This is a genomic window from Streptomyces camelliae, from assembly GCF_027625935.1.
Classification (GTDB): Bacteria; Actinomycetota; Actinomycetes; order Streptomycetales; family Streptomycetaceae; genus Streptomyces; species Streptomyces camelliae.
In genome coordinates this window covers 8,467,637-8,491,288 of sequence record NZ_CP115300.1, presented here as the reverse complement: position 1 = coordinate 8,491,288, position 23,652 = coordinate 8,467,637, and the positions used below count along the sequence as shown (strand labels likewise).

22 protein-coding genes and 1 pseudogene are annotated in these 23,652 nt (G+C 72.6%); 15 read left to right on the top strand and 8 right to left on the bottom strand.

Features of this window, described 5'->3' with window-relative positions:
- Nucleotides 1–35 precede the first annotated feature (35 nt).
- Genes O1G22_RS38965 through O1G22_RS38955 form a run of 3 tightly spaced genes read left to right on the top strand, consistent with a single transcriptional unit; the run spans nt 36 to nt 2,046 of the window.
- Complete coding sequence (locus O1G22_RS38965) at nt 36–728, top strand: glycosyltransferase family 2 protein (RefSeq protein ID WP_270085624.1); 693 nt, start codon at nt 36–38, stop codon at nt 726–728.
- Entirely contained in the window at nt 725–1,342 is a 618-nt protein-coding gene (locus O1G22_RS38960) for a TIGR04282 family arsenosugar biosynthesis glycosyltransferase (protein ID WP_270085623.1), read from the top strand. The genes O1G22_RS38965 and O1G22_RS38960 overlap by 4 nt, the downstream gene beginning before the upstream one ends.
- Entirely contained in the window at nt 1,339–2,046 is a 708-nt protein-coding gene (locus O1G22_RS38955) for a class I SAM-dependent methyltransferase (protein WP_270085622.1), read from the top strand. The genes O1G22_RS38960 and O1G22_RS38955 overlap by 4 nt, the downstream gene beginning before the upstream one ends.
- Here O1G22_RS38955 and O1G22_RS38950 read toward each other — a convergent pair.
- The gene (locus O1G22_RS38950) at nt 1,949–2,416 is read right to left on the bottom strand and encodes a hypothetical protein (RefSeq protein WP_270085621.1); all 468 of its coding nucleotides are present in this window, start codon (nt 2,414–2,416) and stop codon (nt 1,949–1,951) included. The genes O1G22_RS38955 and O1G22_RS38950 overlap by 98 nt on opposite strands.
- Complete coding sequence (locus tag O1G22_RS38945) at nt 2,416–3,648, bottom strand: molybdopterin-dependent oxidoreductase (RefSeq protein ID WP_270085620.1); 1,233 nt, start codon at nt 3,646–3,648, stop codon at nt 2,416–2,418. Before O1G22_RS38945 ends, O1G22_RS38950 begins: the two co-directional genes overlap by 1 nt.
- A 113-nt stretch (nt 3,649–3,761) precedes the next feature.
- Between O1G22_RS38945 and O1G22_RS38940 the strand changes: the two genes are divergently transcribed.
- Complete coding sequence (locus tag O1G22_RS38940; protein ID WP_270085619.1) at nt 3,762–5,132, top strand: hypothetical protein; 1,371 nt, start codon at nt 3,762–3,764, stop codon at nt 5,130–5,132.
- A 178-nt stretch (nt 5,133–5,310) separates the two neighbouring features.
- Complete coding sequence (locus O1G22_RS38935; protein WP_333492450.1) at nt 5,311–6,093, top strand: hypothetical protein; 783 nt, start codon at nt 5,311–5,313, stop codon at nt 6,091–6,093.
- A gap of 74 nt (nt 6,094–6,167) precedes the next feature.
- Here O1G22_RS38935 and O1G22_RS38930 read toward each other — a convergent pair whose 3' ends face one another.
- Together O1G22_RS38930 and O1G22_RS38925 are read right to left on the bottom strand one after the other, a co-directional pair.
- A complete protein-coding gene (locus O1G22_RS38930) occupies nt 6,168–6,638 on the bottom strand; it encodes a DNA-binding protein (protein WP_270085618.1) in 471 nt (156 codons plus the stop codon).
- A gap of 79 nt (nt 6,639–6,717) precedes the next feature.
- Nucleotides 6,718–8,211 (bottom strand): long-chain-fatty-acid--CoA ligase, encoded by a 1,494-nt coding sequence (locus O1G22_RS38925; protein WP_270085617.1) that lies wholly within the window; start codon nt 8,209–8,211, stop codon nt 6,718–6,720.
- 159 nt (nt 8,212–8,370) lie between these two features.
- On the opposite strand from O1G22_RS38925, the gene O1G22_RS38920 reads away from it, so the two are divergent.
- Nucleotides 8,371–9,537 (top strand): PucR family transcriptional regulator, encoded by a 1,167-nt coding sequence (locus tag O1G22_RS38920; protein ID WP_270085616.1) that lies wholly within the window; start codon nt 8,371–8,373, stop codon nt 9,535–9,537.
- Nucleotides 9,538–9,579: 42 nt separating this feature from the next.
- Here O1G22_RS38920 and O1G22_RS38915 read toward each other — a convergent pair whose 3' ends face one another.
- The gene (locus tag O1G22_RS38915; protein WP_270085615.1) at nt 9,580–10,320 is read right to left on the bottom strand and encodes a class I SAM-dependent DNA methyltransferase; all 741 of its coding nucleotides are present in this window, start codon (nt 10,318–10,320) and stop codon (nt 9,580–9,582) included.
- 222 nt (nt 10,321–10,542) lie between these two features.
- On the opposite strand from O1G22_RS38915, the gene O1G22_RS38910 reads away from it, so the two are divergent.
- Together O1G22_RS38910 and O1G22_RS38905 are read left to right on the top strand one after the other, a co-directional pair.
- The gene (locus tag O1G22_RS38910; protein ID WP_270085614.1) at nt 10,543–13,071 is read left to right on the top strand and encodes a glycoside hydrolase family 127 protein; all 2,529 of its coding nucleotides are present in this window, start codon (nt 10,543–10,545) and stop codon (nt 13,069–13,071) included.
- Between the two features lie 261 nt (nt 13,072–13,332).
- Nucleotides 13,333–14,082: pseudogene (locus tag O1G22_RS38905) on the top strand (sugar-binding domain-containing protein); the annotation flags it as partial.
- 92 nt (nt 14,083–14,174) lie between these two features.
- On the opposite strand, the gene tpg reads toward O1G22_RS38905, so the two are convergent.
- On the bottom strand, nt 14,175–14,729 hold the full coding sequence (tpg, locus tag O1G22_RS38900; protein WP_270085613.1) for a telomere-protecting terminal protein Tpg: 555 nt from the start codon (nt 14,727–14,729) through the stop codon (nt 14,175–14,177).
- Nucleotides 14,730–14,885: 156 nt separating this feature from the next.
- Between tpg and O1G22_RS38895 the strand changes: the two genes are divergently transcribed.
- From O1G22_RS38895 to O1G22_RS38880, 4 genes are all read left to right on the top strand, one after another.
- Nucleotides 14,886–15,869: a TIGR01777 family oxidoreductase gene (locus O1G22_RS38895; RefSeq protein WP_270085612.1), complete on the top strand. Its 984-nt coding sequence runs from the start codon at nt 14,886–14,888 to the stop codon at nt 15,867–15,869.
- 145 nt (nt 15,870–16,014) lie between these two features.
- Nucleotides 16,015–16,929 (top strand): TIGR01777 family oxidoreductase, encoded by a 915-nt coding sequence (locus tag O1G22_RS38890; RefSeq protein WP_270085611.1) that lies wholly within the window; start codon nt 16,015–16,017, stop codon nt 16,927–16,929.
- 164 nt (nt 16,930–17,093) lie between these two features.
- Nucleotides 17,094–17,963, top strand: a complete 870-nt coding sequence (locus O1G22_RS38885; protein WP_270085610.1) for a class II glutamine amidotransferase — start codon at nt 17,094–17,096, stop codon at nt 17,961–17,963.
- A 155-nt stretch (nt 17,964–18,118) separates the two neighbouring features.
- The gene (locus O1G22_RS38880; RefSeq protein ID WP_270085609.1) at nt 18,119–18,352 is read left to right on the top strand and encodes a hypothetical protein; all 234 of its coding nucleotides are present in this window, start codon (nt 18,119–18,121) and stop codon (nt 18,350–18,352) included.
- A 103-nt stretch (nt 18,353–18,455) separates the two neighbouring features.
- Here O1G22_RS38880 and O1G22_RS38875 read toward each other — a convergent pair whose 3' ends face one another.
- Together O1G22_RS38875 and O1G22_RS38870 are read right to left on the bottom strand one after the other, a co-directional pair.
- Nucleotides 18,456–20,162 carry an LCP family protein gene (locus tag O1G22_RS38875; protein WP_270085608.1) on the bottom strand — a complete coding sequence of 569 codons (1,707 nt, stop codon included), beginning with the start codon at nt 20,160–20,162 and terminating at the stop codon, nt 18,456–18,458.
- Between the two features lie 331 nt (nt 20,163–20,493).
- Nucleotides 20,494–21,624 (bottom strand): TerD family protein, encoded by a 1,131-nt coding sequence (locus O1G22_RS38870; RefSeq protein ID WP_270085607.1) that lies wholly within the window; start codon nt 21,622–21,624, stop codon nt 20,494–20,496.
- Nucleotides 21,625–21,825: 201 nt separating this feature from the next.
- Between O1G22_RS38870 and O1G22_RS38865 the strand changes: the two genes are divergently transcribed.
- The 3 genes from O1G22_RS38865 (at nt 21,826) to O1G22_RS38855 (ending at nt 23,645) form a co-directional block, all read left to right on the top strand.
- Complete coding sequence (locus O1G22_RS38865) at nt 21,826–22,092, top strand: GlsB/YeaQ/YmgE family stress response membrane protein (RefSeq protein ID WP_067050267.1); 267 nt, start codon at nt 21,826–21,828, stop codon at nt 22,090–22,092.
- Between the two features lie 218 nt (nt 22,093–22,310).
- A complete protein-coding gene (locus O1G22_RS38860; protein ID WP_270085606.1) occupies nt 22,311–22,694 on the top strand; it encodes a BlaI/MecI/CopY family transcriptional regulator in 384 nt (127 codons plus the stop codon).
- A gap of 18 nt (nt 22,695–22,712) precedes the next feature.
- On the top strand, nt 22,713–23,645 hold the full coding sequence (locus O1G22_RS38855; protein WP_270085605.1) for a M56 family metallopeptidase: 933 nt from the start codon (nt 22,713–22,715) through the stop codon (nt 23,643–23,645).
- The last annotated feature ends 7 nt before the right edge of the window (nt 23,646–23,652 follow it).

Below are 23,652 nucleotides of genomic sequence, written 5' to 3'. Positions count from 1 at the left end.
CCGAAATGCCCTATTGACGTTCGTAGGGTGAGACTGTGACGACCACTTCCACGGACGTCGACGTGGTGCTGCCCTGTCTGGACGAGGCCGAGGCCCTGCCCTGGGTGCTCGGCCGGATCCCGGCCGGCTGGCGCGCCCTCGTCGTCGACAACGGTTCCACCGACGGCTCCCCCGACATCGCCCGCGCGCTCGGCGCGACGGTGGTGCACGAGCCACGGCGCGGCTTCGGCGCCGCCTGCCACGCGGGACTGACCGCGGCCACCGGCGACATCGTGTGCTTCTGCGACTGCGACGCCTCCCTCGATCCCGGGCTGCTCGAACCCTTCGTGCGGCAGGTCCACGAGGGCGCGGCCGACCTGGTGCTCGGCCGGCGCCGGCCGCAGGGGCGGGGCGCCTGGCCGGCGCACGCCCGGGCGGGCAATCTCGCCCTGGCCCGGATGCTGCGCCGCCGTACCGGGCTGCGCCTGCACGACCTGGGCCCGCTGCGCGCGGCCCGCCGCGAGGCGCTGCTCGCGCTGGACCTCACCGACCGGCGCAGCGGCTATCCGCTCCAGATGGTCGTCCGCGCGGCCGACGCCGGCTGGCGCATCACCGAGCGCGACGTGCCGTACCGGCCGCGCACCGGCACCTCCAAGGTCACCGGCACCTGGCGGGGCACCTGGCAGGCGGTGCGGGACATGAGCCGCGTGCTGGCCGAAGCCCCGGCCGAGGGGAGGTCCGTACGGTGACCACGCTCCTCGTCATCGCCAAGGAACCGGTCCCGGGGCGGGTCAAGACCCGGCTGACCCCGCCGTTCACCCCGCGGCAGGCCGCTCTCCTCGCCGAGGCCGCCCTCGTCGACACCCTGCACGCGGTGGCGGCCACCCCGGCGACCCGGCGGGTCCTCGTCCTGGACGGCTCGCCGGGCGACTGGCTGCCGCCCGGCTTCGAGGTGCTGCCGCAGTGCGCGGGCGGGCTGGACGAGCGGCTGGCGGACGCCTTCGCGCACTGCCACGGCCCGGGGCTGCTCATCGGCATGGACACCCCGCAGGTCACGCCGGACCTGCTCACCGTGGATCTCACGGACTGCGACGCCTGTCTCGGCCCGGCGGAGGACGGCGGCTTCTGGGCCCTCGGTCTTGCGACGCCCGATCCCGCGCTGCTGCGGGGCGTGCCCATGTCGGCACCGGTGACCGGGGCCGTGCAGCGGGAGCGCCTGCTGGCCGCGGGACTGCGGGTGCGTGAGCTGCCCCGGCTCCGTGACGTCGACACCGCCGCCGACGCCCACGCCGTCGCCGCCCTGGCTCCCCACAGCCGGTTCGCGGCACGGCTGGCCGACTGCACATCCGTCACCCCGCGATGACGGGCAGCTACGTCGCCTGGGCGGCAGCCGCCCCCTACGCTGCCGCGCTGCGCACCGGCCGGGGCCCGCTGTTCCTGCGCCGCACCGACGGCCGGCTGCTGCCGCTGGAGATGGAGCGCTGGTGCGCCCGCGCGGACGCCGTGGCCGCGGCCGTGCCGGACCGCTGCGAGGGCGCCGTCCTGGACGCCGACTGCGGTCCGGGCCGCCTGGTGGCGGAGCTCGCCGCCCGGGGCCGTGCCGTGCTCGGCGTCGACGTCGGCGAGGCCGCCGTCGACCACACGGTCGGCCTCGGCGGGCAGGCGCGGCGGCGCTCGGTCTTCGAGCCGTTGCCCGGCGAGGGCCGCTGGGACACCGTGCTGCTCATGGACGGCGACATCGTCATCGGCGTAGAGCCGTCCGTGCTGCTGGAGCGGGTGGCCACGCTGCTCCGCCCGGGCGGCCTGCTGATCGCCGAGACCGTGCCGGGACGCGTCGACGCACGCGCCGGGTCCAGGTGGTCGACACGGTCGGCGCGTCCCGGGCCACCGGTGCCCCGTTTCCCTGGGCGCGCCTCGGCACCCCGGCCCTGCTGCGGTACGCGCGCAGGACCGGGTGGCGGTCCGTCGCTCAGTGGTCGGCGGGCGGCCGCTGCTTCGCCGCCCTGCGCACCCCGAACGCCCGCGCCGCCATCAGCAGTGCCGAGCCGCCGAAGAGTACGGCCGTGATCAGCAGCCAGCGGGCGAGGAAGCCGTCCGGGGAGAGTCCGGTGGCGATCCGGTAGCTCTGGGCCGTCATCCCGCTGATCAGCGGGAACCACACGAGCAGGAGCAGCAGGGACAGCGCGGCCGGGACGCGTACGTACGACGTCCGGCCGCGCCGGCCGGCCGCCCCGAGGCAGCGGACGACCAGCCGGTCCGCCAGCCCGTACAGCGGCACCAGCACGAGGTCGTGCAGCAGGGCGGCGCCGACGATCCACAGCGCCACCCCGAACCAGTCACCGGCGAACAGCCGGACCCCGGCGTAGGCGGCGAGCGCGAACGAACAGGCGAGCAGCAGCAGTTGGAAGGGGCTGCCGAGGCGTACGCGGCGCGGCATCACAAGTCTCCGAAGGTCAGCCGGGCCACCCACTTGGTGTTGAGCACACCGGGTGCCGCGGGCACGATGATCCGCGCCGGCCGGCCGTGGTCGGGGGACAGTTCCTCGCCGTTGACGAACAGGGCGAGCAGTGAGCGCCCGTCGGCCACCTGGTTGGCGCGCAGGGCCGCGCGGCGGAAGGCGCCGTGGCGTTGCAGGGACTCCACGAGCACGTCCGGCGGATCACCGTCGTACCCGACGAGCGCCGCGAGGTCGCGCAGCCGCACCCCGTGCCACCACTGGTCGGCGGTCGACCATCCCTCGACGCACGCGATGGGCAACGACGAGCTGTGTTGCGGCAGTTGGAGCAGCTGGGCGCGGCTGAGCCGGACGGTGCCGGTGCGGCCGGTGACGACGAGGCGCCAGTTGTCCTCATGGCTGTCGGCCGCGGTGATCCCGGCGTAGGCGGCGGTCTTGTTGATCTGGAAGCCGTTCGGGCCGCCACCGGGGTCGGCCGTGCCGTGCGGCGCGAGCAGGGCCGTACGCCGGAAGGGCCCGCCGAGACTCTGTCCGACCGTGGTCAGGAACAGCAGCAGAGAGCCGCCGCCGACCAGTCCGAGCGCGCCCCGCCGGGACACCGTGGGCGCGTCGGGACGCGGCGGGACCAGGTCGCTCCTCTCCGTCAGCCGGTGCCGTACGGCTCGTACCGCGGTCGGGGTCTTCAGCACGGCGTGGGCCACGAAGGCGGCGAAGAAGACCCAGGCGCCGTAGAAGTGCAGCGGGTAGAAGGAGCCGGGGAAGACGTAGTCCAGCTGGACGTTGAGCACCCCGGTGGTGAACTCGAACAGGCCGCCGCCGACCAGCAACAGCAGCGAGATCCGCTCCAGCGCGTGGGCGAGGGAGCGGGCGGGCGGCAGCGCGAACAGCCTCGGCACCACCGACCACAGCTTGGCCAGCAGCACCGGGACCAGGGTGATGCCGAGCGTGACGTGCAGGCCCTGGGTGAAGCGGTACAGCCACACCGGGCCGGTGGGCCAGGCGAAGAGGTAGAAGCCCAGGACGCCCTTGTCCGGTGTCATGTCGTTCACCCGGGACAGGTCCGGGTTGTAGGCGGCGTACGACACCAGGCCGGTCACGAACAGCACGGTGACGCCGACGAGCAGGACGAGGCCGAGCACGGCGGTGAACCAGGGGCCGCGCAGCGGGCTGCGCCAGAAGCCTGGGGAGGTGGGGAGCCGGGGATGGTCGCGCATGTCCCGACCGTAGGCCGGGAAACCCCCGGAAAAGGGTGCGCGACGCATGACGAAACGCTGACGTCCGGCCGGGACAGCGGCCGCTCACCGCTCCCCCGGCCTAGCGTTCCGGTGTGATCCGCTTCCGCCACCTCGACCTGTCCCGCGCCGCACGCCGCGATCTGTACGCCGTCCTCGCCGCCGCTCTGCTCGTGACGGCGGCCGTCCTGGTCGGCCGGCACATCCAGGACACCCGCCACACCCTGTACGTGCACTGGCCGCCGCTGTTCGCCGACTGGGACCCGCACCTCGGCCCCGGCACTCCGGCGGCCCTGGCGGTGGCGGCGGCCGTCGTGGCGTACGGCCCCGCGCTCGCCGCCCGGCTGTCCTGGCGGGCGCTGCTCGCGGCGGTCTGGGCGAGCGCCGTGGCCTGGATCTTCTCCCTCGCGTCGATCGACGGCTGGCAGCGCGGCATCGCGGGCAGGCTCACCACGACCAACGAGTACCTGCGGGTCATCGGCCGCTTCCACGACATCCCGGCCACCCTGCGCGACTTCACCCACCACATCGTCGACGGCACCCCTCACCCCTGGCCCGCGCACATCGCCGGGCACCCGCCGGCCGCCACGCTCACCTTCGTCCTGCTGGACCGGATCGGGCTGCGCGGCGGCGGCTGGGCCGGGGTGTGGGTCATCGTCGCGGGCGCGACGGGGTGTGCCGCCGTGCTGATCGCGCTCCGGGCCCTCGCCGACGAGACGCTCGCGCGCCGGGCCGCGCCGTTCCTGGTGCCGGCCCCGGCCGCGGTGTGGCAGGGCGTCTCCGCGGACGGCTGGTTCGCCGCCGTCGCCGCCTGGTCCGTGGCCCTGCTCGCCCTCGCCGTGACGCGCCGCTGCCTGGGGTGCGCGGCGGCCTCGGGCCTGCTGTTCGGCCTGACCTGCTATCTGTCCTACGGCCTCACGCTCTTCGCGCTGATCGGCGCGGCGGTGCTGGTGCTCGGCCGGTCCGGACCGCGGGCGCGCCCCCTGCTGGTGCTGCCGCTGCTCGCCGGACTGGCCGTGGTCCCGGTGGTGTTCGCGCTCGCCGGTTTCAACTGGTGGGAGGGCTACCACCTGCTCGTCACGCGTTACCACCAGGGCGTGGGCGGCACCCGGCCGTACGGCTACTGGGTGTGGGCCAACCTCGCCTGTACGGCGATCATCACCGGCCCGGCCACGGTGGCGGGTCTGCGCCGCACGACCGCCGTGCTGCTGCGCCGCCGTGGCTCCCGGACCGCGCGGCCCGCTCCCGCGTCCGTCCGGCTCGCGGTCCTGGTGACGGCCGCCCTGCTCGCGCTGCTGATCGCCGACCTGTCCGGCATGAGCAAGGCGGAGACGGAACGCATCTGGCTGCCGTTCGCCCTGTGGCTGCTCCCGGCCTGCGCCCTGCTCCCCCGCCCCCGCGCCTGGCTCACCGCCCAGGCCGTGCTCGCCCTGCTCATCAATCACCTTCTTTTCACGGGCTGGTGACGTGATGTCAACTTCCCGCTGACTGCAGACACGCGTGTCCTGGTGTGCGTGAGTGCCTCGGTCACGGGACTCGCGGGTCCGGAAGCATGAGTGTTCGCTCATCGAATGCGTGACCTTTTCCGGTGGTGGTCGTTGGGTGTGGTGACCGGATGTTCGGCCGGCACGGGGGGGTGAGGGTGTGGGCGCGCTGCGGGAGATGGCGGCGCCGTTCGTCACGCTCGGGCCGTCCGGTGTTGCGGTCCGCACTCGGTTCAAGCATCTGACCTCCGAGCACGAGAAGGTTCTTCGTCTGGTCGGTGATCTGCTCGGCACCCTCGCCTGCCGTGACCTCAAAGCGCGGTGTGCTGCCGGGCTGGGCCATGACACCGGGCATTGGGCCGAGCGCAAGCGCGCCCTGACGCAGGAGCCCTCCTCGCGGCGGGCCGGTTCTGCCACGAAGGCCTCCCGTGATCAGTGGGCGCTGGCCCGGCGCGGCCTGCTCGCACACATCCACAGCCTGGAAGCCGGGATCGCCACGATCACGCACCGGCTGTCCCTGCCGGTCGGAGAGAAGGGAAGCGAGCGGGCGCCGGGCGGTTGTCGCAGCAGGCGGGAGTGGCACGCGAAGGCACGCCGCCTGCACGTGCTGGCCGACCGGCTTGAGCGGGCGCGGGCGGACTGGCAGGCCGGTGTCGTGCACGTGGTGCGCGGCGGGAAGCGGCTGCTGAAGACCCGCCACCATCTGCAGGCCGCTCATCTCACCGAGGAACGGTGGCGTGTCCGGTGGCAGGCCGAGCGCCGCTTCCTTGCGGCGGACGGCGAGTCCGGGAAGCGGTACGGAAACGAGACCATCCGCGTCACATCGGACGGCGAGGTGAGCATCAAGCTCCCCGCGCCGCCGGCGCACCTCCCCCGCGTCGTCCGTGGTGGAGGCGCGCACAGAGCCGCGTCACACACGCGGTGGCGGCGGTCGCGCCCCTGAGCCGTCTCCTGCCGGCGGCTGCGCTGCCCCCGGGATCACCACAGCGGGAATCACAGCCACGCCGAGCGGTACGGTCAGGCGTCGGTGTCCGCGTCCTGGTCCACGTTCTCGCCCTCGCCCTCGCCGGTCCGGTCGGCCAGGCGTTCGTACCGCTGCCGCGCGGCCTGCGGGGTGCCGAGGCCGAGTCCGAAGGCGACCTCGGGCCAGGTCATGTCCCGGCCGCGGGCCATCTTGATGAGGCCGGCCTCCAATTCGTCCAGTTCGGCCCGGACCAGCGGGACGAGGCTCAGCGCGGCCGTGATGTCCGCGTGGTCCACCTCCGGTTCCCCGTCGTCGAGCAGAGCGGCGCCGCTCATCAGGAACGTCACCAGGCGGACGGCCTCGTGCGGTCCGAGGACCGACGGGTGTGTCTGGCGGCGCCGTTGCCCGTCCGTCGCCGCGTGCCGCTCGGCGATGCGGAACAGGGAGGCGTGGACCCTTCGGGCGCGCGCCTCGTCCGGCCGCGGCGGAAGGAAGGGGTCGTTGTGGTCGGTGGTCGATGTCATGAGGCAAGCATCGAGTTCAGCACGACATGGCGTCAACTTGTTATTGTGAACGATCTGTTCACACCTGGGTGCCACACCCTCAGGAGGCCGGTGCGGTGATCTCCCGCTTGAGGATCTTGCCGCTCGGGCCCATGGGCAGCGCGTCGGTCAGCCAGACCTGGCGCGGGTACTTGTAGGCGGCCACCCGGTCGCGGACGAACCGCTGCAACTCCTCGGTGTCCGCCCGGGCCCCGGGGCGCAGCACCACCGCGGCCGCCACCTCCTCGCCGAGCCGCTCGTCGGGCACGCCGAGGACGGCGGCGAGGGCGACGGCCGGGTGCTCGTGCAGGACCTCCTCGATCTCGCGCGGGTAGACGTTGTAGCCGCCGCGGATGATCAGGTCCTTCTTCCGGTCCACGATGTAGAGATAGCCGTCCTCGTCCCGGCGGGCCAGGTCGCCGGTGCGCAGCCAGCCGTCGGGAATGGTGGCGGCCGTCTCCTCGGGGCGGTTCCAGTACTCCTTCATCACGTTCGGCCCGCGCACGGCCAGTTCGCCGGTCTCGCCCGGCGCGACGTCCCGGCCGGTCTCGTCCAGCAGCCGGACCTCGACGTCACGGATCGGCGTACCGACGGAACCCGGCTTGCGCGGCCGGTCGGGGTGGTTGAACGAGACGACCGGGCTGGTCTCGGACATGCCGAAGCCCTCCAGCACCATGCAGCCGAAGCGCCGCTCGAACCCGTGCAGGACCTCCACGGGCAGGGAGGCGCCGCCCGAGATGCACATGCGCAGGCTGGACACATCGGCCTCGGCGGCGCCCGGGTGCTGGAGCAGCGCCGCGTACATGGTGGGGACGCCCTCGAAGACGGTGGCCCGGTCGCGGGCGATGGCGTCGAGCACCGTGGCCGGCTCGAAGCGCGGGACCAGGGTGAGCGCGGCGCCGCTGCGGACGGCGACGTTCATCGTGCAGGTCTGCCCGAAGATGTGGAACAGCGGCAGACAGCCGACGATCACGTCCTCGCCGGTCAGCCGCTGGACCTCGGTGACATTGACCTCGGTGTTGTGGCGCAGCCCGGCGTGGGTGAGCGCGGCGCCCTTGGGGCGGCCGGTGGTGCCGGAGGTGTAGAGCAGTACGGCGATGTCGTCGCCGGCGGCGGGCGCCACCTCGTACCGCGGCTCCAGACGCGCCAGTTCGGCGGCGAACACGGCGGGCTCGACCGCCAGGTGCCGCACCCCTGCGGCGGCCGCGCCCGCGCCGCCCTCGCCGGGCGCCTGGTGCCACTCGAAGAGCAGCACGGCACCGGAGTCCCGCAGATGGTAGGCGGTCTCGCGCTCCTTCAGCAGCGGGTTCATCGGTACGACGATGCCGCCGGCGCGCAGGACGGCGTAGTACAGGACGACGAACTCGGGCACGTTCGGGAGCATCAGCGCGACCCGGTCGCCGGTGCGCAGGCCCTCGGTGCGCAGCAGGGCGGCGGCCTGGGCGCTGAGCCGGTCCAGTTCGGCGTAGGTGGTGGTCACCGGCCCCAGGCGCAGCGCCGGACGGTCGGGCAGGCGCCGCGCCGTGTCCACCAGAAAGTCCGCCAGATTGGCCATGATGCCTCCTCGCACCCCTGCTCCCGGCGCGCCACGGGTCCCGCCGCCGACGCTCACGGCATGGTCGCCCGCGCGCTCACGGTCGTCCATGGCGGCGCCCACAGTCCACGACCCCCGCATTTGTTCCTAGGCACAAACAACCCCTCGTAAGCTGCACGTATGGGTCTGCAGAATGTGGGCGCGGCGTTGCGTGGCCGCCTCCCGGAGCTGGGCGTGCGGATGGCCGAGCGCATCCGGGCGGAGGTCGAGTCGTACGCGGACGACGCGCTGATCCCCTTCGCGTCGCTCAGGGAGTCCTGCGAGGACAACGCCGATCTGCTCCTCGGCCGGTTCGCCTACGGCAGCGAGCCCGATGTGGGCGCCGCGGTGCAGACCGGGCGCCTGCGCGCGGAGCAGGGGGTGCCGCTGGCGGACACGCTCCACGCCTACCGGGTCGGTTTCGGGCTGTTCTGGTCGGAGGTGGTCGACGAGGCCCGTCGGCATCCGGACGTCACGGACGCCGACCTGGTGGCCGGTTCCTCGGAGGTGTGGGCCCTGTTCGGCCGGTACGCGGAGGCGGTGGCGGCCGCGTACCGGGAGGCCAGCGCGGAGCTGGCGCTGCAGCGCGAGGCACGCCGGTCGGCGCTGGCCGAGGCGCTGTTCACAGGCGCGCTCGCGGACCGTACGACGCCGTGGGAGGCGGCCCGGCAGCTCGGTCTGCCGGAGCGTGGCCCGTACGCGGTCGTGGCCGCCGCCGTGCCGGATCCCGGTCAGGAGCCACTGCCCGGCATCGAGGCGGCGCTGCTCCGGTCCGGGGTGTCGTCGGTCTGGCGGCTGCTGCCGGACCAGCAGATCGGGCTGGTCTCGCTCGCGCACCGGGATTCGGAGTCGGTGAGCCTGCGGGCGCTGCGCCGGCATCGCGCCCGGGTCGGGGTCAGCCCGCGCTTCGACTCGCTGCGAGACACCCCGCAGGCGCTGGGCTTCGCGCGGCTGGCCCTGGCCGGACCGCCCGGTGACGGGCCGGGAGTCACGCGCTTCGACGACAGTCCGCTGACCATGCTGGTCGCCGCGGCGCCGGCGGAGGCGAGCCGGCTGGTCGAGGTCGCCCTGGGTCCGGTGCTCGCCCTGCCGCAGGCGGAACGGGGGCGGCTGCTGCGGACGCTGGGCCACTGGTTCACCGCGGGCGGCGTGGCAGCCGACGCGGCGGACCGTCTCTTCGTCCACTCCAACACCGTCCGCTACCGGCTTCGCCGCATCGAGGAGCTGACGGGCCGCTCCCTCTCGGACCCGTCCACGCTGGCCGACCTGGGCGCCGCGCTGTACGCCTTGCGGCTGCTGCCGTCCTGAGCGGGCGTCAGCGGGGCACCGGAAGGCCGGTCAGGAGTGCGGTCAGGGCGCCGGAAGCCGGTACACCGACACATGCGAACGCGACTCGGCGGTGAACGCGCCGCCCTCCCAGTCGGCGTGCCGGGACTCCAGCTCGAATCCGGCCAGTTGGGCCATGAGGTCGAGTTCGGCCGGCCAGATGTAGCGATGCGGGCTGCGGTACAGCTCGGCGCGCTCGGTGTCGTCGAAGCGGACGTGGTGCGACACGACGCGCTGGTCGAGGACGTCGTAGGTGTCGAGGCCGATGTAGCCGGCGTCGGCGCGCCAGACGGTGGCTGTCTTGCCCGGCGGGAGGGTGCGCAGCTCGGGCACCCACAGCTCGATCACGAAGCGGCCGCCGGGGCCGAGATGGCGGGCGGCGTTGCGGAAGCACTCGACCTGCTCGGCCTGGGTGAGCAGATTGGAGATCGTGTTGTAGACGAGGTAGACGAGGCGGTACGTCCCCGGGGCGGCGGTCGTCGCCATGTCGCCGATGACCACGGGGATCGCCGCCGCGTCGGCCTTGGTCCGCAGTCGCTCCACCATCGGCTCGGACAACTCGATGCCGGTGACGGGGACTCCACGCTCGGCGAGCGGGACGGCGACGCGTCCGGTCCCGATCGCGAACTCCAGCGCCGCTCCGCCGCCCGCCAGTTCGGCGAGCCGCGCCACCGTGGGCTCCAGGACCTCCGGTGCGAACATCCCGGTACCTGGTGTGTCGTAGCGCCGGGCGGTGGCGGCGTCCCAGATGTCCTTCTGCTCCATGGCACCAACTCTCGTCGCACGGCTCCGCGTTGTCGACTCGGTTTCGGCCAGGCGCTCCTGTCTCTCCCTTGCCATTGACACCAGGATCCAGTCCTCTACGGTGGATCCCCGCACAGCATGTCGCACAGCTTTCGATATTTCGAACATGCCGTTTCGAACGACGTGCCAGTGGGGCGGGGACCGGGACTCCCCGCCGCACGCCACCGACATGCGGAGGACTTCGTGACCCCACCCCTCGGCAGACGCTCCTTCCTGACCGCGGCCGGCGCCACCGCGGCGGCCCTGACGGTGACCGACGCCGTCGCCGCCCACGCGGCACCCCACCGGACCGGAGCGCCGCGCCGGCAGGCCGCCCAGGTACAGCCCTTCCCGCTCACCGCGGTGACCCTGCTGGCCGGGCCGTTCCAGGACAACCAGCGTCGCAACACCGCCTACTTGCGTTTCGTCGACATCGACCGGCTGCTGCACACCTTCCGGCGGAACGTCGGCCTGCCCAGCACCGCCCAGTCCTGCGGCGGCTGGGAGGCGCCGAGCGTCGAGCTGCGCGGGCACTCCACCGGGCATCTGCTCTCCGGTCTCGCCCTCGCCTACGCGAACACGGGCGACACCGCGCTGCGCGACAAGGGCCGCAGCCTCGTCGCTGCGCTGGCCGCCTGCCAGGCCGCGTCACCGTCGGCCGGTTACGGCAAGGGGTATCTGTCGGCGTTCCCGGAGAGCTTCTTCGACCGGCTGGAGGCCGGAACGGGCGTCTGGGCGCCGTACTACACGATCCACAAGATCATGTCGGGCTTGGTCGAGCAGTACCGGCTGGCCGGGAACAGTCAGGCCCTCGACGTGGTGCTGCACCTCGCGCAGTGGGTCGACAGCCGGACCGGCAAGCTGAGTTACGCGCAGATGCAGCAGGTGCTGGAGACCGAGTTCGGCGGGATGAACGACGTCCTCGCCGATCTGCACACGATCACCGGGGACGCCGTCTGGCTGGACGTCGCCGAACGCTTCACCCACGCCCGGGTCTTCGACCCCCTGGCCGCCGGCCAGGACCAGCTCGCGGGGCTGCACGCCAACACCCAGATCCCGAAGATGGTCGGCGCGATGCGGCTGTGGCAGGAGGGCCTGACCGACCGGTACCGCACCATCGCCCAGAACTTCTGGCAGATCGTCACCGATCACCACTCGTACGTCATCGGCGGCAACAGCAACGGCGAGGCCTTCCACGAACCGGACGTCGTCGCGGGGCAGTTGTCCAACGGTACCTGCGAGAACTGCAACAGCTACAACATGCTCAAGCTGACCCGGCTGCTGCACTTCGAGAACCCGGACCGCACCGACCTGCTCGACTACTACGAACGCACCCTGTTCAACCAGATGCTCGGCGAGCAGGACCCGGACTCGGCGCACGGCTTCAACATCTACTACACGGGCCTCGGCCCGGGTTCATTCAAGCAACAGCCGTCGTTCATGGGGACGGATCCCAACGCGTACTCGACCGACTACGACAACTTCTCCTGCGATCACGGCACCGGCATGGAGACCCAGGCGAAGTTCGCGGACACGATCTACACGCACGACGGACAGCGGCTGCTGGTCAACCTGTTCATCCCCTCGGAGGTGCACTGGCAGGAGCAGGGCATCACCTGGCGGCAGACCACCCGGCTGCCCGACTCCGCCTCGACCGTCCTCACCGTCACCGCCGGAAGCGCGCGGCACGAGCTGCTGGTACGCATCCCGGCCTGGGCCTCCGGAGCGAGCGTCAGACTGAACGGCCGTACGGTCAAGAGCCGCCTGGCGGCAGGTAGTTGGCAGAGCCTCGACCGCGTCTGGAAGACCGGCGACCAGGTCGAGGTCACCCTGCCGATGCGGACGACCGTCGAGGCCACCCCCGACGACCCGGACGTCCAGGCCGTCCTGCACGGTCCGGTGGTGCTGGCCGGGGCGTACGGCACCACGCAGAGCCGCTCGATGCCCCGGCTGAACCCCGGCACCATCCGGCAGACGTCGGCCGACCCCCTGCGGTTCACGGCGACGGCCGACGACGAGACGGTGACGCTGCTGCCCATCGCCCGGGTCCACCACCAGTACTACAACGTCTACTGGCTGACCGGCCGACCCCCGTCCCCACCACCGGCGTTCGCCGCCTGGCACCGTTTCGACGAGACGTCCGGCACGACGGCCGCCGACGCCACCGGGAACGGGAAGACGGCGACCCTGACCGGCGGAGCCTCCTGGACGCAGGGACACCTCGCGGACGCCGTCGCCCTGGACGGCACGGACGGCCATGTCGCCCTCGCCGACGACCTGCTGGCGGGCGCCTCCGCCTACTCGGTCGCCACCTGGGTCAACCTCGCCGGGCAACCGGCCACCTGGAGCCGGATCTTCGACTTCGGCACCGGCGTGAGCGCCAACATGTTCCTCACCCCGCTCAGCGACGCGGGAACCCTGCGCTACGCGATCACCACGAGCGGCGGCGGCGCGGAGCAGCGCATCGACGCCGGCCCGCTGCCGACGGACCGCTGGGTCCATGTGGCCGTCACCTACGGCGACGGGACGGCCGTGCTGTACGCCGACGGCCGCGAAGTGGGCCGCAACACGGCCGTCTCCGTCGAGCCCCGCGACTTCGGCAATCACATCCGGGCCAACTACATCGGCCGGTCGCAGTACCCGGACCCGTATCTGAAGGCGACGGTCGACGACTTCCGGGTCTACGGCAAGACTCTGACCGCGGCCGAGGTCACGGCCCTGGCCGGCGCCTAGCCGAGCCCGCGGCACACCTGTCCGCATTCCTTTGCCCAGCAGGAGAGACGGTGACGGGACAGACGGCCGGGGTGTCACCCGGCGGCAGGCGCTCGCGTTCGGCGCGGCGGTGGCGGGCACGGTCGCCCTCGAACCGGAGGCCGCCACGTCCGCCGCCGCCACCCCCGGCGGCGGGCCGCGCGAGCGGTCCTTCGACGAGGGCCGGCTGTTCCTGCGCGGGGACGCCGACGGCGCTCGGTCTCCGGCGTACGACGACTCGTCCTGGCGGCCCCTCGACCTCCCGCACGACGGGAGCATCGAGGACCTCCCGTACGCCACGTCCACCGACGGCGGCGCCGCGAGCGATCCCTCTCTGCTGGTGCTGAAGGATCCGGACCCGGGTGCGCCGCAGGCTCCGCAGGAGATCGGCCCGTTCGACACCCGGCGCAGCCAGAACGGGGCTCGACCGGGTACACGGTCGGGGGCGTCGGCTGGTACCGCAAGCACGTCCGGCTCCCGGTACCGGCCGGCGCCGCCGAGCAGCACGTGGAACTGCGCTTCGACGGCGTCCACCAGAACGCCGACGTCTGGCTCAACGGCGTCCACCTCGGTTTCCACCCCTACGGCTACACCTCCTTCGCCCACGACCTCACCCCGCACCTGGCCGCCGACGGCTGCAATGTACTGGCCGTGCGGGTCGACAACAGCGGCCAGAACAGCCGCTGGTACTCGGGATCGGGCATCCACCGGCACACCTGGCTGACCGTGACGGGCCCCGTGCGCATCCCCCTGTGGGGCGTCCACGTCACGACACCCGAGGTCGGCACGGACCGCTCGGTCGCGCCTCTGGACGTGTCGGTGGCCAACCTCGGCGCCGCGCCCGCCGAGGCGACGGTACGGGCCGCGGTCCTCGACCCGCACGGCCGTACCGTGGCCGAGGGCCGGGCACCGGCGGGGACCGTCGCCCCCGGTGCCACCGCCGTCGCCGCGCTCGACCTCACGGTGGCCCGGCCGTCTCTGTGGTCGCCCGAATCGCCCAGCCTGTACACCGCGCGCGCAGAGGTGCGGGTGCGCGGCCGGGTCGTCGACACGGCCGGCGGTCCAGCCGCGCGCACGGCCGCCGCTCACAGGGAGATGTCGATGTCCTCGACGTCGGTGAACTCCACCAGCAGTCCCTGGGCGCGGCGGCCGGCGTCGCGGAAGTACATCTCGCCCAGCCCCTCGGCGGCGATCCGCTGCAGCTGGGACTCGGTGGCGCCCTGGTCGCGGGCGGCGAAGAGACGCTCGGCCCAGCGGGGTGGCAGTGCCTGGGTGATGTGGCGCAGCCGGGCGTCGTCCGTGGTTCCCGGTGCCGCGGTGAAGCCGAACCGGGCGCGCGCCGAGACGACGATGCCCTCTGCCGTGGCGGCCCGGTCCCTGGCCCGCGCCCGAACCTGCGGCTGCCAGCGCTGCCGCACCTCGTGCTCCAGCCGCGCGGCGAGGTCCTTGCGCGGGTGCTTGAGCGTGCCGACCACGTACCGCTCCACGGTGCGCTGCGAGACACCCAGCAGCTCGGCGGCCTGCCGGGTGCCCTTGAGCTGCCGTACCAGGTACTTCATCCGGGCTTGCGCGGACTTGGGGACGGGACGGGTGAACGCCCCTTCCAGCGCCCGGTCCAGACTCTCCCCGACGGTGTCCACGGGCTTCTCCTCTCCACGTCGAGGCGACTCGCGGCGGCCGTCTCGCAGGTCAGCCTATGCGACGCGGCCGGCGCTGCAGGCCACTCGCGCCACGCCTTCTTTTGAACACGTTCAAATCGAGGCTACGCTGGGTCCGACACGAACGGAGGGGGAGCGATGAAGGTGGTTCTGCCCGGGGGAACCGGACAGGTCGGCACGATCCTGGACCGCGCGCTGACGGCGGCCGGTCACGAGGTCACGGTGCTGACCAGGCATCCGGAACGCGAGCGCCAGATCGGCTGGGACGGGGTCACGCTCGGTCCGTGGGCCAGGGCGATCGACGGCTGCGACGTCGTGATCAACCTGGCGGGCCGCAGCGTCTCCTGCCGGTACACCCCTGAGAACCTGCGGGCCATGATGGACTCCCGGGTGGACTCCGCGCGGGTGGTCGGCGAGGCGATCGCCACGGCCGTACGGCCCCCGCGGGTCTGGCTGCAGATGAGCACCGCGACGATCTACGCCCATCGCTTCGACGCGGCCAACGACGAGGCGGCCGGTGTGTTCGGCGGCACGGAGACCGGGGTGCCGGACCACTGGCGCCACAGCGTCGAGATCGCGCGGAAGTGGGAGCGGGCGCAGCGCGAGGCGCCGACGCCGGCGACCCGGAAGGTCGCGCTGCGCTCGGCGATGGTGATGAGCCCCGACCGGGGCGGCGTCTTCGACGTGCTGCTCGGCCTGGCCCGGCTGGGGCTCGGCGGGCCCGTCGCGGGCGGTGCGCAGTACGTCTCCTGGATCCACGACGAGGACTTCGTCCGCGCGGTGGAGTTCCTGATCGACCGGGACGATCTCGACGGCCCGGTGAACCTCGCCGCCCCCGGCCCGCTCCCGCACCGGGACTTCATGCGGACCCTGCGGGCGGCCTGGGGCGTCCCGTTCGGGCTGCCCGCGACGCGCTGGATGGCGGAACTGGGCGCGTTCGCGCTGCGCTCGGACACCGAACTGCTCCTCAAGAGCCGCCGGGTGACACCGGGCCGGCTGCGGGAGGCGGGGTTCCGCTTCGCGTATCCCACCTGGGAGCCGGCCGCCTCGGACCTCGTCCAGCGGGCACCCGGACGGCTTCGGCTGCCCAGGCCCGTGCCGTACCGGTCCGGCCCCCGATGAGTTCGCACGCCCCTGGGACGCACACGTGGCCTCACGCCGCCCCGCACAGCATCCCTTTACTTGAAACTACAAGCACCCGGTGTATCGTCCCTCGTGATTCAAATTTGGATCACGAGAACAGCTCACGCCTCCTCGGGAGGACGCCATGCGCGTCGCGATCACCGGGTCCACCGGACTCATCGGCTCCGCACTCACCCGGTCGCTGCTGGCGGACGGCCACCAGGTCGTCCGCCTCGTCCGTGACCGGTCCGCCACCGCCCCTGCGGACGGCAGCGAGACCGCCCACTGGGACCCGGTCGCGGGGTGGGTCCAGCCCGGTGCGCTGGACGGCGCCGACGCCGTCGTCCACCTCGCCGGCGCCGGAGTCGGGGACAGGCGGTGGACGGCGGCCTACAAGCGGGAGATCCACGACAGCCGGGTGCTCGGCACCGGGACCATCGCGGGCGCCGTGGCCGATTCCGCCGCCCCGCCGCGCGTCCTGGTGTCCGCGTCGGCGACCGGCTTCTACGGCGACACCGGCGAGCGCGTCGTCGACGAGAGCGAGCCGGCCGGGGAGGACTTTCTGGCCTCCGTGTGCGTCGACTGGGAGGCGGCCGCCGATCCGGCGCGGCAGATGGGCGTCCGTGTCGTCCACCCGCGCACCGGTCTGGTGGTCTCGGCCAAGGGCGGGGCATTCGGCCGTCTCTTCCCGCTCTTCCGCCTCGGCCTGGGCGGCCGGCTCGGCTCCGGCGAGCAGTACTGGCCCTTCATCTCGCTGACGGACCACGTCGCCGCGCTGCGCTTCGCCCTCGACACGGAGGAGTTGTCCGGTCCCGTCAACTTCACGGCCCCCGAGCCGCTGACCAACCGCGAGGTGACCCGGGCCCTCGGCCGCGCGCTGCACCGCCCGGCGTTCGCGGCCGTCCCCGCCGTCGCCCTGCGCGCGGCGCTGGGCGAGTTCGCGGGGACCATCACCTGCAGCGCCCGGGCCGTCCCCGGTGCCCTGCACAAGGCGGGGTTCGTCTTCGCCCACCCGAGGATCGCCGAGGCGCTCGACTCGGTGCTGCGCACGGCCGGTTGAGGCCCCGTGCCGACGAGCGCGCGGGAGTGGATGCCGCCGGCACCCGGTAACTCGTCCGCCGCGCCGAGTGCGCGAACGCCCGGCACGCGGGACCATGGTCGCCCGGCCGTACGGTGACGGGTCCCGGCGTCAGGCCCGGGACAAGGGGCGCCAAGGAGGATGCCGTGTGCCGACTGTTCGGACTGATCAGCTCTCCCCACCGCACGCACGCCACGTTCTGGCTGCTGGACGCCCCCGACAGTCTCAGCGCGCAGAGCCGTCGCGAACCCGACGGCACCGGGCTGGGATTCTTCGACGCGGACGGGACACCGGAGGTGCACAAGGCGCCGATCGCCGCGTACGAGGACCGGTCCTTCGCCGAGGAGGCCCGGGAGGTCGAGTCGGCCACCTTCCTCGCCCATATCCGCTATGCCTCGACCGGAGGCCTGGACGTGCGCAACACACACCCCTTCGCCCAGCAGGGGCGGTTGTTCGCACACAACGGGGTGATCGAGGGGCTCGACCAGCTCGACCGGCATCTGGGCGATGACCGGTCGCTGGTGCGCGGCGACACCGACTCCGAGCGCTTCTTCGCCCTGGTGACCCGGGAGACCGCGGCGCACGGCGGCGATGTGTCCGCCGGGCTGGTGTCCGCGGCGCGCTGGGTCGCCGGGCACCTTCCCCTGTTCGCCCTCAACGTCATCCTCGCCACCGACGACGAATTGTGGGCCCTGCGCTACCCCGCCACGCACGAGCTGTACGTCCTGCGGCGCCCGCCCGGCGGCCATCACGGCTCGCGGCACCTGGACCACGCCGGACGGAACGGCCATCTGCGTGTCCGCTCGGCACGGCTGAGCGTGCTCCCCTCCGTCGTGGTGGCCAGCGAGCCCATGGACGACAACCCGCTGTGGCGGCTCATGGACCCCGGCGAACTGCTCCACGTCGGCCCCGACCTGCACACCACAGCCCGCATCGCCCTGCCCGACCCGCCGGCCCACCCGCTCACGCTGGCCGACCTGGAACCCACCGCGGCGGCCTCCCAGCGTCCGGCGTAGGTCGTGCCGTCAGGGCATTGCGGACGACCGGAGCCGACACGAAGTGACCGTCGGGGGGCAGGCCCGTCGGCTTCGCCATGTCCGGCCGGGTGGGCTGACGGCGCCAGTGATCGGATTCACGGGATCAAAACTTGCGCAAGCCGTAAACTGTCGCCGTGGAGACTACCGAAGTGACGGGTTGGGAGACCGCCGTACTCGCGGGCGGGCCGGCGGACGGGACACGGATGAAGGTCTCCGGCCGGCCGCGGGTGATCCAGGTGACGTGCCCCTGCAAGGTGGAGGCCGCCTCCGCGGACGGGGTTCGCGCGGAGGCCGTGTACGTGTACCGCCGGGACTACCACGTGACCAGCGAGCCCCTGCGGTACGGCTTCGACATCGCCAGTCCCTGACCGGCACCCTGGACAAGGCCGAGCCGGCCGGCCCACCCCCGGCGACGGGGGTGGCGGCCGGCTGAGCCATGTCGTCGTTCCTCGGGGCCCGGCTCCCGGCCGGTCAGCTGTCGGAGTCGGGCTGGCTGCGTGCCGCCGCGTACGCCTGGGACGGTGTCATCGCGATGCCGTTGACACTGACCGTCTTGTACTGGCTGACCTTGGCGCAGGTCTTGGCCTCGTCGGCGGTGGAGGCATGGGCGTTGGAGACGGCCGCGTGAGTGTCCGCCGGCGCGGGCGCGGACGTGCCGCCCGGGAAGCTGGTGCCGCTCGGCCAGTCGGCGCCGATCACCAGGGTCAGGCCGGTTCCGGTGCCCTGCTTCAGATGCGCGGAGGACAGACCGAGCGCCTTGGCGACCGTCTGCGCCTCCCCCTTCTGGCCGGCGCCGTAGGTCAGCGTGGTCGTCGCGGAGGCCGGGGCGTAGCGCGTGACCGTGGCGGAACCGAACCCCTGGTCGGTCAAGGCGGTCGCGATGTCCGAGGCCCGGCCGGTGACCGTGGTGCCGTTCCCCACCGTCACGGCGATCTGCGACGCGGGCACGGCCGGGGTGGTGGGCTTGGCGGTGGCGGAGGCCGCCGCGGACTTCCCGCCCGAACCGGTCGTCAGCGACTGGTCGTTGGCGATGGTGGAGAACAGGGTCTGCGCACCGGGGCCCACGACGAGGCGGTCCTTGTTGTTCGGGTCGGGGGCCGTCTGCATCGTCGTGAAGGTCATGCGTTTGGTGGGCACCTTGTTCACGTCCGATGCGAGACCGATCAGCTTCTTCACGGTGCCCAGGCCGTCGTCCACGGTCAGCGCCTTGGTCGCGGCGTCGGCGAGGTCGTAGACGGCGGTGGGGTCGGTGAGCGTGCCCGCGCTCTTGAACTTGCGGATCAGCGAGCTGAGGAAGATGTGCTGCGTCGTCGTACGGCCGAGGTCGCTGCCGTCGCCGAAGCCGTGCCGGGAGCGGACGAACTCCAGGGCCGCGACGCCCTTGAGGGTGTGGGTGCCCTTGGACAGCTTCAGGTGCGAGTAGGTGTCGTAGACGTCGTCGTTGACACACACGGAGACACCGCCGACCGCGTCGGACATCTTCACGACGCCGGAGAAGTCGAGCTTGACGAAGTGATCGATCGGGATGCCGGTGAGCTGGTGGACGGTGGCCACCTGACAGGCGGGGCCGTACTGCAGCGCGCTGTTGATCTGGCCGTAGTAGCCGTTCGTGGACTGGTGACTCTCGCTGTCCGTGCAGGCGGGCACCTTGGTCATGGTGTCGCGCGGGATGCTCATCACGGTGGCGTTGGAGCGGTCCGCGGATATGTGCAGCACCATCTCCACATCCGCGTTGCTGCCGGTCTGCACACCGGTGTGGGAACAGCCGCCGCCGAGCTTGCAGTCCTCCTGGCTGGTACGGCCGTCCGAGCCCATGACCAGGATGTTGATCGGGGTACGGCCGAAGGCGTCGGCCTTCTCGGTGCCGCCCTTGCCGTCGAGCGAGACGCTGTGGATGTTGCCGTTCAGGTGCTCGTAGAACCACCAGCCCGCACCGGCCGTGACCACGATCAGGGTTGACATGCCGATGCCGAAGATCTTCAGCGCCTTCTTGCCGCGCCCCACCGGGCGGGCCCGGCGTCCGCGCCGGGCGCCGTGCGAGCGGGCCGCCGCCCGGGCCGCGGCCCTGCCGCCCTGGGCGCGGCCCCCGTCGGACTCGGACGCCCGCTGCGCGGGCACCACCCGTGCACTACGGCTCCGCGTGGCCTGCCCGGAGGGCCCGTCCCACGGGTCGCTCATCTCCCACTCCCATGAACGGTCGGGCCCGTCAGTCCCTGCCGTGGGGTGTTACGGCCGGGACCGCGCGGCGGCGTAAGGGCAGGTGAAGCGGTATCGCTCCACCTCGCTTGCGTAGTTGCGCAATCTAGCAAACCTGTGGCCCGAACAGCACAGATACACACTCGATTCACAGGCGAGGCACCACTTGGAACCGCCGTGCGACCTGGGACGGTACGGGAGGCGGAGTGTACGCCCCCCGATTAAGAACGGTGTCAGGTGCGCTTCCAGGTGGGGCTTGTGCCGGAATAAATCGGCATCAAATACCCACCCGCGTGGAGTCGGCGGGGACGGATCAGTCCTCGTAGTAGTTGTTCACCACGACCTCCGGCTCATCGTCGTCGAACGCCTCGTTGAGCAGCGCGCCGCCGATGAGACCGGCCGCGCCGGCGCCGATCAGCGCACCGGCGCCGAAGCGGCGGCCACCGCCCTGCTGCTGGTGGTCGTGGTGATCGCCGTACGGCTCGCCGTAGCCCTGCTGGGGGTAGCCCTGGGGATAGCCCTGCTGGGGATAGCCCTGCGACACGGGCTGCGGGTAGCCCTGCTGGGGCGGGGTGTAGAAGGGCGGGACCGTGGTCTGCACGCGCTGGGCGCAGCCGCCGCAGGTCTGTACGGGCCGGGGCACGCCCCACTGCGGGGACCAGGTCACGGTCGTCGTGCCCGGGCCGTGGTTGGGGTCGAAGAAGCAGGTCACGGTGGAACTCCCGGTGGTTTGTGGTGATGCGGTGAACGCCGGGGCCGGCGAGGCGGCGACCAGCGGCTTGGACGGGGCGGGCGGCACGGGCGCTGCCGCGCTCGCCGGCGGTGCGGCGAGCGGGGCCGGGCCCGGCGCCGGGGCGGGTGCGGCGCTCGGGGATGCCTCCTGGAGCACCGTCACGCCGTAGTCGCCGGCGATGCCGGCCAGGCCCGAGGCGTAACCCTGGCCGACCGCGCGGAACTTCCATTCCGCGCCGTGCCGGTACAGCTCGCCGAAGACCAGCGCGGTCTCGGCCGACAGACCGCCGGACGCGAGGTCGTAGCGGGCGAGTTCGGTGTCGCCGTCCCGGTCGAGGACGCGGATGTGCGCCCGGTGCACCTGCCCGAAGGCCTGGCCCCGGCTCGCGGCCTCGTAGAGGGACACGAGGAAGACGATCTTCTCCGCCTGGGCCGGGACCCGGGTCAGGTCGACCTGGATCCGCTGGTCGTCACCGCCGGCCGGCCCGCCCGCGCCGCCATGGCGGACCGAACCATCGGGGCTGGTCAGGTTGTTGAAGAAGACGAAGTGCTCGTCGGACAGCACCTGACCGGACCCGTCACAGAGCAACGCGCTGGCGTCCAGCTCGTACCCGGTGTTCGCCTGCCAGCCCAGCCCGACCGTCACAGCAGTCAGGCCGGGGGCCTGTTTGCTCAGCGACACATTGCCGCCCTTGGTCAGGGACACACTCATCCACGTCCTCCGCAGCCGCTCACGCTTCCCGCGTCCATCACGATCAACGCCACCGGAGCCCTTCCGGTTCCCCAGTTGCGCAATGTCTTAATCATGTAGCAGAACCTCGACGGGACATCACCAGAGGCCGGCGCGTGCCGGGCGATCACGTCAACCGCCCCTAGTCTGGCCCGAACACGCTACCGACTGGAGGACAACACCGTGGGCATCATCGGCTGGATCATCCTCGGCCTGGCCGCCGGGGCCATCGCCAAGGTGCTGCTACCGGGCCGCGACCCGGGCGGCCTCATCGGCACCACCGTCATCGGCATCGCGGGCGCCTTCATCGGCGGCTGGCTCTCCGCCCGCTTCCTCGACCGCCCGGTGGAGAAGCACTTCTTCGACCTCTACACCTGGGGCGCGGCGATCGGCGGTTCCCTGGTGCTGCTCATCGGTTACCGCATCCTGTTCGGCAACTCCCGCGACTGACCCGGCCCGTGAGGATCGGCGCCCGGACAGCAGAACACCCACGTTTCGTCCCTCCACGCACACGGTCGGACGGCTCCGCCTCCCGGAATGCCTTGAATCTACATCACTGTAGAATCAAGGCGCCGGTACGACACCTCCGTGACTGCCGGATCTGTACGATGTGACGTTCCCCCGGCACGAGGAGTCGAGGCGAGAGACGCGAGCGAAGGGAGACGCGGGTGACGGACCTCGATCCGCGCCGTCGGCGCAGGGCGCAGGGCGCGCTGGAGACACAGGTGCTCGCGGCACTGCACGAGGCCGGGGGCCCGGTGACCGCAGGCTGGGTGCAGGATCATCTGGCCGCCGACCTCGCCTACACGACCGTGATGACGGTCCTGGCCCGGCTGCTGGCGAAGGGCGCCGTGACGCGCCGGCGTGAGGGGCGGTCGTTCCTGTGGCTGCCCGCCGCGGACGAGGCCGGGCTGGCCGCGCTGAAGATGCGCAAGGTCCTCGACGGCGAACAGGACCGGCGCGCGGTGCTGGCCAGCTTCATCACCGCACTGCCCGAGGGTGACGAACAAGTGCTGCGCGAACTGCTGGACCAGGCCACCGACGAGGACTGAGGACAAGGCCGAGCGCGCATGGGAATCTTCGTCCTCCTCCCCCTGGTGCTGCCGCTGACGGCCTGGCCGGTCGCCCGCCTGGCCGAGCAGCGCCTCCACCCGCACACCGCGACCACCCTGCTGACCTGGGTGTCCACGGTCATGGCGCTGTGCAGCACGGTGTGTCTGGCACTGCTGATGGTGGTCGGCACGGCCCAGCTGCCCGGCAATCCTCTCCCCGACGGCTGGTCGGACCCCGAGGTGCGGGAGAGCGTGCCCCGGCACGAGGTCGCGGGCAAGGCCGCGATCCCGGCGCTGCTCGCGGTCCTCGCCGCCTGCGGCCGGGCCCTGCTGCGCCATTGCCGGGTACGGCGGCGAGCCCACGCCGCGCTCTGGGGGCTGCCGGACACACAGGTCGCGGTACTGCCCGACGACCGGCCGTACGCCTACGCGCTGCCGGGCGGGCCGCGCGACCGGATCGTGGTGTCCGCGGGCATGCTCGGGTGCCTCGCCTCCCGCGAGCGTCGCGCGCTCTTCGCCCATGAGCGCGCCCACCTCACCGCCCAACATCACCGGCACCTGCTGCTCGTCCAACTCGCCGCCTGCGCCAATCCGTTCCTGCGCCCGCTGCGGACGGCGGTCGCCTACACGGCGGAGCGGTGGGCGGACGAGGAGGCGGCCCAGGCGGTCGGCAGCCGCAAGGCCGTCGCCCGCGCGATCGGCACCGCGGCACTCGTCTCCCGCCCCGTCACCGCGCCGACGCTCGCCGCCCTGGCCGCCCCCGGTCCCCTCCCCCGCCGGGTCGCCGCGCTGCTGGCCCCGGCGCCGCACGCACGCTCCTGGCCGTCCGTCTTCACGACCGCGGGCCTGGCCCTGTGGACCGCGGCCGGCGGAGCCGCCCTCTCCGCGATGTTCTCGGCCGACTCGGCCCTGACGCTCCTTCTTCTGCTCCGCGCGGCGACCCCGCTCTGAGCCGGCC